This is a genomic window from Paenarthrobacter nitroguajacolicus (genome assembly GCF_007786235.1).
Taxonomy (GTDB): domain Bacteria; phylum Actinomycetota; class Actinomycetes; order Actinomycetales; family Micrococcaceae; genus Arthrobacter; species Arthrobacter nitroguajacolicus_A.
This window is the reverse complement of sequence record NZ_VNFK01000018.1, coordinates 53,149-66,008: the sequence shown is the minus strand read 5'-3', so window position 1 is coordinate 66,008 and position 12,860 is coordinate 53,149. Positions and strand designations below refer to the sequence as shown.

The following is a 12,860-nucleotide window of genomic DNA, read 5'->3' as shown; positions in this document are numbered from 1 at the left end:
GGTTGGTGGAGCTATTTCAGTCCGGTGGTGGCAATGCCGTTGATGAGGTACTTCTGCCCTGCAATGAAGAAGCCGATGATCGGCGCGATGGACACCACTGACATGGCGAACATGGGGCCCCACATGCTTTGGCCTTCCGAGTCCATGAAGGCGCGGAGCGCCAGGGGAACTGTGTAAAGGTCCTGGTTTTGGATGTAGAGCAACGGGCCGAAGAACTCGTTCCACGTGGAAATGAACGTAAAGATTGCAGTGGTGGCCATGGCTGGAACGCATAGGGGGAGAATCACGCGAATGAACGTCCGGAACGGGCCGCAGCCGTCGATTTGGGCGGCATCGTCCAGTTCCTTGGGCAACGACTTCATGAACTGGACCATCAGGAAGATGAAGAATGCGTTGGTGGCCATGAAATTGGGAACGATGAGGGGCAGGTAGGTATCCAGCCATCCCAACTGGGAGAAGATGATGTACTGCGGGACCAGGAGTACGTGGCCCGGGAGCATCAGTGTTCCCAGCATGAGTGCGAAGAACAGTTTCCGGCCGGTGAACTCCATCCGGGCGAAAGCGTAGGCGGCCAGCGCGCAGGAGAAGATGTTGCCGATGATGGAGAAGATCACGACGATCATCGAGTTGATCAGGTACACATGGAACGGCTGGTCCAGAGCGGTCCAGCCCTGCGCATAGTTGGAGAAGTCCCAGTTTTCCGGCCACAGCCCCAGCTGCCGGAAGATGTCGTTGCTGGGCTTCATGGAACTGGAAACCAGCCACAGGAGCGGATAGAGCATTACCAGCCCCACCAGGCAGAGAATCAGGTGCCGTGAAAAGCGGGAGACCGGCGTTCCCGTCAGGGCGTCTTCCGGTTGTTCTTGTTTGGCCAGCTTGCGCTTGAGAGGTAGATCAAGGAGTGCCATGGAGTTGCCTTAATTGTCGTAGAAGACCCAGAACTTGGATGCGATGAAATTGATGGCGGTGAAAATCGCGATGATCATCAACAGCAGCCAGGCCATGGCCGAGGCATACCCCATCTCGAACTCGGTGAAGCCCTTCTGGTACAGGTACAGGTTGTAGAACAGCGTGGAATCCGCCGGACCACCCGTCCCTCCACTCATCACATAGCCCTGGGTGAAGGTCTGGAAGGAACCAATGAGCTGCATGATGAGGTTGAAGAAGATGATGGGGCTGATCAGGGGCAGGGTGATGCTGCGGAATTGCCGCCACCTTGATGCACCATCAATCGAGGCAGCTTCGTAGTACATCCCCGGGACCTGCCGGAGGCCTGCAAGGAAGATCACCATGGGGGAACCGAAGGTCCATACGTTCAGCACAATGAGGGTGCTCAGCGAGAACTGGGGGTCGGTCACCCACGCCGGACCCTGGATTCCGAACAATCCCAGGAACCCGTTGACGATGCCATCATTGCCGAAGATGTAGCGCCACAGCATCACGATTGCGACGCTCCCGCCCAGGAGGGACGGCAGGTAGTAAACGGAGCGGTAGATCGAAAGACCCTGCAGTCCCCGGTTCAGCACCAAAGCAACCAGCAGGGCAACAGCGAGGGAAATGGGCACCGACACGAAGGTGTAGATGAACGTGACCTTCAGCGACTGGAGAAGCCTGGGATCCTCGAACATCGCCTGGAAGTTCGCCAGCCCCACAAAGTTCGGCTCGGTGAAGAGGTTGTAGTCCGTAAAGGCGAGGTACAGCGAGGCAAAGAACGGGATGACGGTAAACAACATCCCCAGAAACCAGGGAAGCAGGAAGAGGTACCCTGAGCGTTGCTTCTTGCGCCGGGAAGGGCGGATGCGCGGCTTGCCGCCCGCTGCGGCCGCCGCCGGTGCGGCGCCGGGTGGTTGTTTGGTCAGAACCGACATAGCGACACGACTCCCTCGCGAATAGTTCCGGGCCTATTTGTTGATTGCTGCATTGCTCTTCTCCATGAAGGTCTTCGCTGCATCGGCAGGACTCACGCGGCCGAACTCCACTTCAGTAGTGAGCTGCTTGAGGGTGTCCGCTACGACGCTTGCGCCCTTCGGATACACGTAGGCAGGTGGCAGATCGTCTTCCTGGATGGCGGCCATCATGTCCACGAACGTCTTGTCGTCAGCGCTCAGCTTGGGCGTAATGGCGGCGGCTACCTCCGGGTTGATCGGGACCCCGCGTTGCGTGAGGACTTCTGCAGCACCGTCAGCATCGTTCGTCAGGAAGTCCACCAACTTGGCGGCTTCCTTGGGATGCTTTGACTTCGCGGCGATGGACCACAGCATGGTGGGATCCGCGGAGTAGCCGCGGCGCTCGCCGGTGGTTTCGCCTGGAATGCGCAGCAGGACGACTTCTCCCTCCACAGCCTCGTTGTAGCCGCGGAAGTTGTTGATGGGGATGATTTGGGAAGCAACCGTTCCCTTTGCCAGATAGGACTGTGCCGGGGATCCCCCGATTTGCTCGAAGAAGCCGGCTGGAGGGTATCCGCCGGACTTTCGAAGATCCACGCTGTACTGGAACCAGTCCTCGATGGTCTTTTCGCTGACGCCGAGCTTGTTGTCCTTGGTGTAGAAATCTTCGCCTCGTTGGCGGGCCAGCAGGATGGGGCCGGTTTCCGTGGCGACGTCGTAACCGGCGCCGTAGACCTTGCCTCCGGTTTTCTGGGTAACTTCGGTGGCGAACTTGGCGTAGTCGTCCCAGCTCCAGGTCTTGTCATCCGGGATGGTGACGCCGGCCTGGTCCGTGATGGTCTTGTTCACCACCATGCCGATAGTGGTTACTCCGGTGGCGAGGCCGTACAGCTTGCCGTCAACCTCACCCCGGCTCAGGGTAGATTCCGGGACTTTGTCCAGGTTCAGCTCTGAAAAGGACTTCAGATCGGCCAGGGTGCCGCGTTGCGCGTACTCCAAGAGGCTGCGGTTGGCCATGGCCAGGACGTCCGGAGGGTTGCCGCCGGCGAAGCGGGTGGCAAGTTTGTCCGCGTAGGGGCCGCTGTCCTGGTATTCGGTCTTCACGGTGATACCCGGGTTCTTCTTCTCGAAGATCCGCAGCGCTGCTTCAGTCATCTTGGCCCGGTTGGCATCGCCCCAGAAGACGAAGTTCAGTTCAACGGAGCCGCTGCTCCCGGAGGGGGTTGTGCCACCTCCTCCGCAGGCGCTAAGGGCCAGCCCCGCTGCGACTACAGCGGCACCCAGGACAGTCCTGCGCGGGATGTGAGTGGTTGTTGTCTTCTTCATTGAATGACGCCTTTCTGATGCCTGGGCCATGGACCAGATAAAGGTCCACGGCGGATTCAGGCAGAAACTTTCTGAGTGGAAATAGGAAGCATTGGAGGCATGAGGCCCCCGAGGGTGGCTGTGCGAGAGCTGAAAAACATCGAGTAAACGATTTCTAGCAACGAATGACTGTGACTGTCAACACATTCGGACCCACATGTGCGAAATATCTTCAAGAAACTTTCTTCAAGACTTGCCGATTTCTTTCCGTCATGTTTATGCTGAACCCCACGCAACAGAACCCATCACGAGGAGGTCGAATGGGAGGTTTCCAACTCCGCGGTGCAGCCGTGCTGCAAGTGAACGCCGGAAGCGATCTGGTGGCGGCACTGGCTCCCAGGCCATATCTTCACCCCATTCGAAGCCTGGCCGGAGTGCCCCTCACGGAGGCCGGTCCAGCCGACCACCCACATCACCTCGGGCTGTCGCTTGCTTTCTCGGACCTGAATGGAACCAACTTCTGGGGCGGGTCCACGTTCACCGAGAGTGGCCCGGCAGTCCTTCCCAATCACGGCCGCCAGGTGCTTTCGGAATGGCGCGACCGGGAAGGGCGGGGAGAAGGAACGGTGACGTGGTTGGACAGGAACGGGCACCAGTTGGCTTCCGAGCAACGGAGCTACACGTACCTAAACCATCCAGCCGACCACAGCTGGAGCCTTTCCTTTGATTCAGTGCTCCGCCCGGCCGGTGGCGTGGAGCGGTTGGCCGTGTCGTCGTCGGCTGTCAAAGGGCGCGTGGGGGCAGGCTACGGAGGCATTTTCTGGCGCTTTCCGTCTGGCGATGCACCCGTGAGTCTCTTGTGTTCAGAAGGCGCCGGGACGGATGCAGCCCATGGTTCCAGGTCCCCTTGGCTCATGGTCGGGACCCGGCAAAAGGGTAAACGGGTCACCGTCATCCTCGCTCAGGACACCATCGAACTGCGGCCGTGGTTCGTCCGTACGGAAGGCTACCTGGGCGCAGGACCTGCCGCCGCATGGGACAAGCCGGCCACGGCGGACCGGAACAATCCCCTCAAGCTCAGCCTGCACGCAGTGGTCCACGACGGCCACATAACCAGCAGGCAGCACGTCGAGGAACTCCTTCTTCACCACTTCAGCAGCTCTCCCGACAGGACATCATGACAACCATGGGAAATCGACACCGCATCCCCGTCTACATCAACCCCATCCTCAACGGCGATTGGCCGGATCCCGATGCGGTCCAGGTCGACGGCACCTACTACCTCATCGCCTCGAGCTTCAACAGGGTTCCCGGCCTCCCGGTATTGAAGTCGCAGAACCTCGTTGACTGGGAACATGCCGGCCATGCGCTGCAGGAACTCCCGCAATCAGGGCACTATTCATTGGTGCGGCATGGAAGCGGAGTGTGGGCGCCGGCGCTGCGCCACCACGACGGCAAATTTTGGATCTTCTATCCGGACCCGGACCACGGGATCTTCGTTCTCAGTGCGGAGAAGGCAGAAGGTCCGTGGAGCAGCCCGCACCTTCTCTATGCCGGTCGCGGCCTCATAGACCCTTGCCCCTTGTGGGACGAGGACGGTACGGCGTTCCTGGTCCACGGCTGGGCCAAGAGCAGGATCGGCGTCAAGAACCGGCTCACCGTGCACCGGATGAGTCCCGATGCGTCGCGGCTCCTGGATCACGGAACCCACATCATCAACGGCGAAGAGCTGCCAGGCTTCACAACCTTGGAGGGGCCCAAATTCTATAAACGCGACGGCTGGTATTGGATTTTCGCGCCAGCGGGCGGCGTCGCCACCGGATGGCAGTCGGTCTTCCGCTCTCGGTCTCCGTTCGGACCCTACGAGGAAAGGCGCGTCCTGGAACAAGGGGATTCGCCGGTGAACGGTCCACATCAAGGCGCTTGGGTCACTACTCCCGAAGGCGAAGACTGGTTCCTGCATTTCCAGGATCGCGGGCCCTATGGTCGCGTCGTCCACCTCCAACCCATGGGTTGGAGGGAAGACGGCTGGCCCTGGATGGGCAAACCAGCGGACGACGGCGGACCGGGGACCCCCGTCTTGAGCCACCCTTATCCCCGCGGTACGTCGCCCGTTGATGTTGGTCCGCCCGCCAGCGACAACTTCACTTCCCCCGGCCTCGGCCCGCAGTGGCACTGGCAGGCCAACCCCCGCGACGAGTGGTTGTCCACCTGTGGAGGAGGCCACCTGCTGCTTCGTCCGCAAGCCAACGATCCCATCAACCTTCGCGAGTTGCCCAACGTCCTGGGCCAGATTCTGCCCGGTGAACCGTCCACCTTCACCACCACACTGGAACTGGACGACGTGCCCGCAGGTACCAGGGCCGGCGTCGTGATTCTTGGCCAGCGATACGCCTGGCTGGGGATCGTGCGCACCCAGGACGGCTACGTGCTGGGTAGCGGTGTTGGCAGTGAAGGTCCGCACGAGCAGCCGGTAGCGCGGGCTGTTCCCCTTCCGGGGCCGCGCATTGAGCTCCAGATCCGAACAGACGAGACCCCACGGGCCACCTTCGCATGGCGTGTTGGTCCCGCGGATCCGTGGCAGATTCCCATCTGGGATTTCGACGTTGTGGAGGGCCGGTGGATCGGCGCTGAGCTGGGGATTTTCGCTGCGTCGCCCTTGGGTTCGAGCGAACGCGGCAATGTTATCGTTGGACCCGTGCGGGTGGAAACTGCGCCGGTCCGCCGGGCAACGGTCCCGCGCATTGCCACTCCCGTTTCTTCATGAGTTCAAGGACCGTTCCATTGACCGCCACTCCGCGCCCCAAGATCGCAGACGTGGCTGCCGCTGCGGGCGTTTCAGTGCCCACCGTTTCCAAGGTCTTGAACGGCCGTTCCCACGTCTCCGAGGCAACGCGAGCCCGTGTTCAGCAGGTGCTGGAGGAGCTCGACTACACCAAGCGGAACCCGCCTACCGAGCCCGGATTGCTGCAATTGGTGGTCAACAACTTCGATTCGCCGTGGGTCTTGGAAACCATGGAGGGAGTGGAAGCGGCGGCGGCGCGCCTGGGTTACACCGTCGCCTATACGCGGGCCGAAAACGCCACTGCCGAGAATTGGCAGAGGTTGCGTGAGCCCTCCACGAACCGTCTTGATGGCGTGATGCTCCTGGCCCCCCGGCAAGGCTCCCAACTGGTCCGTCAGGCGCGGACGCTGAACATTCCTGCGGTGGCCATCGATCCCGAGGGGTCCGAGGGTCTTCAGATTCCCAGCGTCAGCCCGGCGTCGTTTTCCGGGGCCTTGCGGGCGGTGTCCCATCTGTTGGAACTGGGGCATCAGCGCATTGGCATCATCACTGGCCGCGTTCACAGCCCGGGACACGGGCGCGCCCGTTACGCCGCCTACGCAGCTGCCCTTCACGAAGCAGGACTGCCGGTTCTTCCCGAATTCGTGCGCGATGGCGACTTCAGTATCGAGTCCGGGCTTCGGCTCGGCGGAGAGCTTCTGGACTTGCCGGAGCGTCCCACGGCAATCTTCACGGGTAGTGATCTGCAGGCGTTGGGCGTTATGAACGCGTCGGCTCAGCGCTCATTGAAGATTCCTGTAGACCTGAGCGTGGTGGGATTCGATGACATCGCCCAGGCGGCACTTACGTCTCCGCCGCTGACCACTGTCCGCCAGCCGCTGGCGCAGCTGGCGTCGATGGCCGTAGGCATGTTGACGGAGCAGATCGAGCAGCAGGCGGTGGGTTCCTCTACGGCCCTGGAGGTCGCCACGGAGCTGGTGGTCCGGGGGAGCACGGCGCCACCCACGTAGCGCCGCGCTTTCCCCTTAGTGGCCCTGAAAAGCTTCAGCCAGCCACCATGAGCCGCCGTCGGAGGCGATCTTGGCGTCGATGACCAGCGGCCGGTCCTGCGTGCCGGCTTCGTAAGCGGCGATCCATGGGCGAACAGCATCGAGGTCGGCCACGGTCCGCACGGTGATGCCTTCGGCGCCGAATCCGCGGGCGATGGCGGCGATGTCGGTGTCGGGGAACACAACGCTGGACAGCTCTGCTTCTGTGTGCTCCGAAGCGAAGTGGTGGACTTCCGCGCCGTAGGCGGCGTCGTTATAGACGATGCAGACCAGGGGCAGTTTCAGTCTCGCCGCGGTCTCCAGCTCGCTGATGCCCATGAGGAATCCACCGTCGCCGGCGCCCAGTACCGGCAGGCGGTGTGGTTGGGCCAGGGCGGCTCCGATGGCCGTGTACAGGCCCAGCCCGATGGCTTGGAATGCTTGGGTGAAGCAGAATCCGAACTCGTCCGGAACGGCAAGGTACTGGCTGGGGTAGCCCATGAAGTTGCCCGAATCGACCGCGACGATCCGCTCGGCAGGGAGCAGAGTGTCGAGTTCGCGGGTGAGGACGCGTGGGTCGATGGCTGTGGCGGTGGACAGGTCTTCGGTCTCCACATCCCGCCACCGTGAACCCTGCTTGATGGTCAGGGCGTTGGCCTCGGTGCGGTACTTCTCCGCAGGCTCTGGCTGCATCGAGCGCAGCGCCGCCAAAGCATCCCCAGCGGTGAGCGCTGAGTCTCCCAGCACACCCAGCGTGATGGGCCGGTTGGCACCCAGGGCGGCGTCTTCGACGTCGATCTGCACTACTTTGGTGCCGGCGGAAATCAGCCGCCCGTGCCGCATGGTCCACATGTTCAGCGCGCAGCCCCACCCCACTATCAGGTCGGCGCCGCTGATGAACTCCGCCGTAACAGGCGAGGAAAATCCTCCGGAGATACCGAGGTTGTGGGAGTCGCCGTTGAACAGCCCGCTTGCCACTGCCGAGGTTGCCACCAGCGCGCCGGCATGCTGTGCCAGTGCCAGGATTTCGTCCCGGGCGCCGCGCCCTCCGCGTCCGGCAACGAACACCGGACGTTCAGCTTTCGCTATCAATGCGGCCAGTTGCTCCACGGCGCCAGCGTCCGGGCGCACCTTGAGCGGTTGAGGCACGACGACGGCACTCACCTCGTCGGTGGCGGCTCCACTTTGGACGTCCAACGGCAGGCTTAGAACCACGGTGCGGCGCTCGTTCACGGCAGTCCGGAAGGCCCTGACGGTGTCCGCGACGGCTGTGGCGGGGGAGTGGATCCGTTCAGCCACCGCTCCTACGCTGCGGGCCAGGGCGTCTTGGTCGATCTTGAAGTTGGACCGTATCGCCGCGGCCTGGGTGTCGGCGGTGAGCACGATCATGGGTGTGCGGCTCTTCGCTGCCTCACCGATCCCGGTGATGGCATTGCTTAACCCACAGCCCTGGTGGGTGGTGACCACCCCGACCTTGCCTGACATCCGGGTGTACGCGTCGGCCATGGTCGCCGCGCCGCCCTCATGCCGGGTGGCCGTGAACGGGATGCCTTCGGCCATGAGCGTTCCGGTGACATCGAAGTTTCCGGAGCCCACCACCCCGAAAACGTGTCCGACACCGAGCTTCGCCAAGGTCCTGCCGACCAGCGCGGAAACCCGAACCTGCCCGCTCATGCCGTCTCCACCGTTGCCTTTTCCACCAGCGCGTACACGCGGCTGGGGCTGCCCGTACCGCCAACGATCGGCAACGGAGCAACCACCAACGTCGCACCCGTGACGGGGAGCCGGTCCACGTTCCGGAGCGACGTCACTCCGTACTTGTCCGCGCCGAGAAGGAACGAGTGGACCGGAAACATCGGATCCAGGCCGCCTGCCTGGCCTGCGTCGATGCCCACGGTTTCCACGCCGAAGCCGCTGATCGAAGCGTTTCCGGCGAGCCACTTGGCACCTGCCGCAGAGACACCGGGAGTGTGCGGTCCGGCGTCGTCCGCGTTGACGAAAGCCGCAGCGTCAGCGCCCCGGGCCGCCCAACCGGTCCGGAAGATGACCCAGCAGTTCTCCGGGAACGCGCCGTGCTCTTCCTGCCATTGCTCAAAGTGCTCGGGTTCCAGGAGGAAGTCAGGGTCCGCCGAAACCTCGGTGGTCTTGTCGATCACCGCGATAGGGCCCACCAGGCGGTGTGGTTCGATCTGGTCCACGGATTTGCCGTCCTTGCCCGTAATCCAGTGGACCGGAGCATCCAGGTGCGTCCCGGCGTGCTCTCCCACGGTGACATCGTTCCACGCCCAGGCCGGTCCGGCGTCGTCGAAATTGCTCACCGGCGAGACGGACAAACCCACCGTGTTCGCGAACGGCTGCGGCAGGTTCAGGATGGGGGTTTCGGAACTGAGCGGTGTGGTGAGGTCGATGATCTCCACCGAACCACTCGAAAGGGCTGCAGTGAGCCCGGCCAGAACAGACATTGTTCTCCTATCGCTTGCTTGGTTTCAGTGCTGCTTGAATGCGGGAAAATCGTGAAGGCTTCGCGGTCAATTTCTGTGCCACGAGGTGTCCGGAGCTGCCCGAAAGTCCAGGACCGGGGTGGGTTGAAGCCCCGATGTGCCAGAGACCTTGGATGGCCGTGCGGTGTCCGGCGGCCTCCGGGAAAGGCCGCCAGAGGAGGTTCTGGAAGAGTTCCGCCGAACCGCCGTAAGGGTCACCGTTCACAGCGTTGAGGTTGGCAGCAGCCAGATCCGTCGGTGCGATCACGTCCGATGCCAGGACAGCGGCCCGTGTGCCCGGGGCGAACTGCTCCAACCGTGCAAGAACCCGGTCCAGGTAGGCCTGTTTCAGATCTTCGGTCCAACCGGCGCGGACATCGAGCTCTCCGGAAGCGTCGCCCACCGGGGTGAACGGCACTTCCTGCAATTGCAACCACAGGGTGGCCTTGCCCTTCGGTGCCCGGGATGGATCCAGCACGCACTGCTGGCCCACCACTACCGTTGGTTCGCTGGGCAGAAAGCCGGCTTCGGCCTGGGCGCATGCGATCCCTGTGCTGTCTGAACCGTTGCTGATGTGCACCAGCGGCACCTTGTTGAGCCGGGGATCGAGCCACTCAACGGGCTTGTCCAAGGCCAAGTGGATCTGCATGGCTCCGCGGCCGTTCTGGTACTTTTCGGCGGCCCGGGCAGCCGCGGCCGGGGGCTCGTGAAGCAATGACGTGTAAAGGGCCTGCGGGGAGACGTTGGCCAGCACGGTGTCGGCCGAAACACTGCCCTGTGACGTCCGGACGCCCGTGACCGCTGTGCCTGAAACCAGGATCTCCTCGGCTTCGGCACCGAGCATGATCCTGACGCCGTTGTCCCTCAGGAGCGACTCGAACGCCGCAACGAACCGCGATGCCCCGCCCTTCACGACGGGCAGCCCAAAACCGTGCATGCTCATGGCCATGACGGGCAGCATCACCCCTCCCGTGGCTTGGTCCGGTCCCAGCCCGGCGTGCAGGAGCCACGGCGACCACAACTGGTCCGTTTCCCAGCCGTCAAAGCGGCTGCGGACGTAGTTGCGGCCGCTCATCACAGAGTCCCGGATGAAGGACTCGTTTGCGGCCAGGCGCCCACGCCGCAGGGCGCCAAAGGCGATCTTTGCAACCTCAGGAAAGGATCGCAGCTCGGCGCCGAAGGCGCCGAAAACCGTGCCCGCGTTACGGCCGAGGTCATCGAGCATCGCCAGGTAAGCGGCCTGGTCCCGGGGCTCCTTGAATGCAGCGCTTGTCTCGGCTGGATCCCGGTGCGCAATGACTACGCGGTGCGCCCCCGTCGCCGGGTCCGCCGCTACGCTCGCCGTCACGGGCCCGGTGGTATTGCAATACTCGAGGCCCCGGGCGTGCAGTTCCTTGCCTAGCACTTCATAGGCGCCGCCGGACACAAACAGCGGATGCCAGGAGGAGAACGTGTCGTGGATGAAACCAGGCAAGGTCCGTTCGGAGGAGTCGATGAACCCACCCAGCCGGTCCGAGCGCTCGATGATGCACACGCGCTTTCCGTCCAGGGCAAGCTCGGCTGCCGCCACCAGGGAGTTGATTCCCGAGCCAATGATCGCGACCTCACAGGATTCGTCCATAACCGTTCCTTTCAAGAGTGCTCAGAAATCAGGGTGGCTGGCAGTGGCGTGGTACTTGCCGCCGTGGAACACCAGGGGAGCGCCGCCGTCGTAGGTGTATTTCTCTACTTCACCCACATAGATGACGTGATCGCCGGCATCATGCCGCGAGACCGTGCGGCACTGGAAGGTGGCCACCGCGCCGTCCAACAGAGGGACCCCGGCGATGCCTTCGGTAGTCTCCGCCCCAGCGAATTTGTCCGTGGCGGGTGTGGCGAACTGGCGGGAGAGGACGTGTTGGTCGCTGGCCAGGATGTTGATGGCAAAGTGCGTGGCGTCCTCAAAATCACCCAAGCTGGGCGCGCGCTTGCTGGGGCACCAGAGCACCAGCGGTGGCTCCATGGAGACTGACGTGAAGGAATTCGCGGTCATGCCCACCTTTCGGCCGTCGGCGGCAACGGTGGTCACCACGGTAACGCCTGTGGCGAACTGGCCCAAGGCGCCCCTGAAGTCCCGGAGGTCGAAGGCTGCCGTGTCGTCTTCCTTGCGGGCCTGCATGAAGTCGGCGGCCGCGGTGGGATCGAACCACCACGGGTACGACGTCCGAGGATCGTCAAAGCCGGCCACAATGCTCGCCGCCAGCGCCGGGTGCTCAGCGGCCTCGCTCAGCAGTGTCTTCTGGTGATCCCGCCGTGGCTTGAGGAGATCGTTGGTCCACTCCACAGCCCACTGGCCCCAACCACGCCAGAACTCGTCGAAGGTGCGCTCCATCCAGGCACGGTCAAAAGGCTGCTGGCCGCGCCGAACGATCGAATCGAGGTAGTACTTGGCGGCAAGCGTCGCATTGTTTGAACCTTGTCCGGTGAGGGGATCGTTGAGGACCACGGCATCACCCAGGCCGAATACGAGTTTCCCGTTCCCAAGCTCCCCGACGGCCGACCTCACCGTCGGCGTGATCCGGCCCAGAAGCGTCGCGCCGCTGTCCGTCAGCTCCGCGTCGGCGAAATTCTGAAGCTCGTGCGGGAAATGCTCGCGCAGGATCTCCAGCGACCGCTGGAGTTGCTCTTCAGGGCTCCCGACGTCGGTCCAATGGTCCATGGGGCCGCCCACCACGCCTTCGAACACCATCATGCGGCAGGGACCCGAGACGGTCAGGCCCGGGAACGTGAAGAACTCGCCGACGCCGGGTGCCATGGACATGCGGATGGCGACGGCGGGGGCTTCGGTGCCGTTGGAGGACGTGACGTAGTTCAGTGCCAGGACGCGCTGCGGACGATCGAAAGGCGACTTTGCCTTGTCCCTCGGGAAGATCTGGCCGATCTCGCCCTTGCCCGTGCTCACGATGACCAGCTCGTAGTCGTGGGCGAGCTCTTCGAGCATGCGCGTGGTGACTTTTTCGATCCGGAAGTCCCCGCCGCCCGCCACGAACGTCTCGATCCACAGTGCGCTCTTGATCCGTTGGTCGATGGATCGGGCGGGTCCGTCCAAGGGCGCTTCCCATTCGATGGGCTGGTCAGCGTCCACGCGCAAACGGATGGAATTGATGTCCGGCACCGATCCGGACTCATAAAATTCCGTGAGCGCCGTTCCCAGTTGGGCCTCGGCGTCCAGGGCTGTGGAGAACATGCACTGGCTGGACATGACTTTGCCCGAGCGGATCTGGGCTGCGGAACGGTCGGACAGAAGCGTCACTGCGTAACCATCCCGCTGCAGGCCCAAAGCCAACTGGGCGCCGGATTCGCCGGCACCGACAATTGCTATCTTTCGCATGGTTGA

10 protein-coding genes are annotated in these 12,860 nt (G+C 63.0%); 3 read left to right on the top strand and 7 right to left on the bottom strand.

Annotation, left to right across the window (positions count from 1 at the left end):
- Window positions 1-11 precede the first annotated feature (11 nt).
- From FQP90_RS19025 to FQP90_RS19015, 3 genes are read right to left on the bottom strand one after another with little or no spacing between them, the layout of a single operon-like run.
- On the bottom strand, window positions 12-908 hold the full coding sequence (locus FQP90_RS19025; RefSeq protein ID WP_144652635.1) for a carbohydrate ABC transporter permease: 897 nt from the start codon (window positions 906-908) through the stop codon (window positions 12-14).
- Between the two features lie 9 nt (window positions 909-917).
- On the bottom strand, window positions 918-1,868 hold the full coding sequence (locus tag FQP90_RS19020) for a carbohydrate ABC transporter permease (protein ID WP_144652634.1): 951 nt from the start codon (window positions 1,866-1,868) through the stop codon (window positions 918-920).
- Between the two features lie 33 nt (window positions 1,869-1,901).
- The gene (locus FQP90_RS19015) at window positions 1,902-3,212 is read right to left on the bottom strand and encodes an ABC transporter substrate-binding protein (protein WP_144652633.1); all 1,311 of its coding nucleotides are present in this window, start codon (window positions 3,210-3,212) and stop codon (window positions 1,902-1,904) included.
- Between the two features lie 299 nt (window positions 3,213-3,511).
- Between FQP90_RS19015 and FQP90_RS19010 the strand changes: the two genes are divergently transcribed.
- From FQP90_RS19010 to FQP90_RS19000, 3 genes are read left to right on the top strand one after another with little or no spacing between them, the layout of a single operon-like run.
- Window positions 3,512-4,372: a PmoA family protein gene (locus tag FQP90_RS19010; RefSeq protein ID WP_144652632.1), complete on the top strand. Its 861-nt coding sequence runs from the start codon at window positions 3,512-3,514 to the stop codon at window positions 4,370-4,372.
- Window positions 4,373-4,377: 5 nt separating this feature from the next.
- Window positions 4,378-5,958 (top strand): glycoside hydrolase family 43 protein, encoded by a 1,581-nt coding sequence (locus tag FQP90_RS19005; protein WP_144652631.1) that lies wholly within the window; start codon window positions 4,378-4,380, stop codon window positions 5,956-5,958.
- Window positions 5,959-5,975: 17 nt separating this feature from the next.
- Window positions 5,976-6,986 carry a LacI family DNA-binding transcriptional regulator gene (locus tag FQP90_RS19000; RefSeq protein ID WP_244296860.1) on the top strand — a complete coding sequence of 337 codons (1,011 nt, stop codon included), beginning with the start codon at window positions 5,976-5,978 and terminating at the stop codon, window positions 6,984-6,986.
- Between the two features lie 15 nt (window positions 6,987-7,001).
- Here FQP90_RS19000 and FQP90_RS18995 read toward each other — a convergent pair whose 3' ends face one another.
- The 4 genes from FQP90_RS18995 to FQP90_RS18980 are packed head-to-tail and all read right to left on the bottom strand — an operon-like array spanning window position 7,002 to window position 12,854.
- Window positions 7,002-8,678 (bottom strand): thiamine pyrophosphate-binding protein, encoded by a 1,677-nt coding sequence (locus tag FQP90_RS18995; RefSeq protein ID WP_144652629.1) that lies wholly within the window; start codon window positions 8,676-8,678, stop codon window positions 7,002-7,004.
- Window positions 8,675-9,466, bottom strand: a complete 792-nt coding sequence (locus FQP90_RS18990) for a cyclase family protein (RefSeq protein WP_144652628.1) — start codon at window positions 9,464-9,466, stop codon at window positions 8,675-8,677. The genes FQP90_RS18995 and FQP90_RS18990 overlap by 4 nt, the downstream gene beginning before the upstream one ends.
- Before the next feature lie 7 nt (window positions 9,467-9,473).
- Window positions 9,474-11,105: a phytoene desaturase family protein gene (locus FQP90_RS18985; protein ID WP_144652627.1), complete on the bottom strand. Its 1,632-nt coding sequence runs from the start codon at window positions 11,103-11,105 to the stop codon at window positions 9,474-9,476.
- Window positions 11,106-11,126: 21 nt separating this feature from the next.
- Window positions 11,127-12,854 carry a flavin reductase gene (locus FQP90_RS18980; RefSeq protein ID WP_144652626.1) on the bottom strand — a complete coding sequence of 576 codons (1,728 nt, stop codon included), beginning with the start codon at window positions 12,852-12,854 and terminating at the stop codon, window positions 11,127-11,129.
- Window positions 12,855-12,860: the final 6 nt, after the last annotated feature.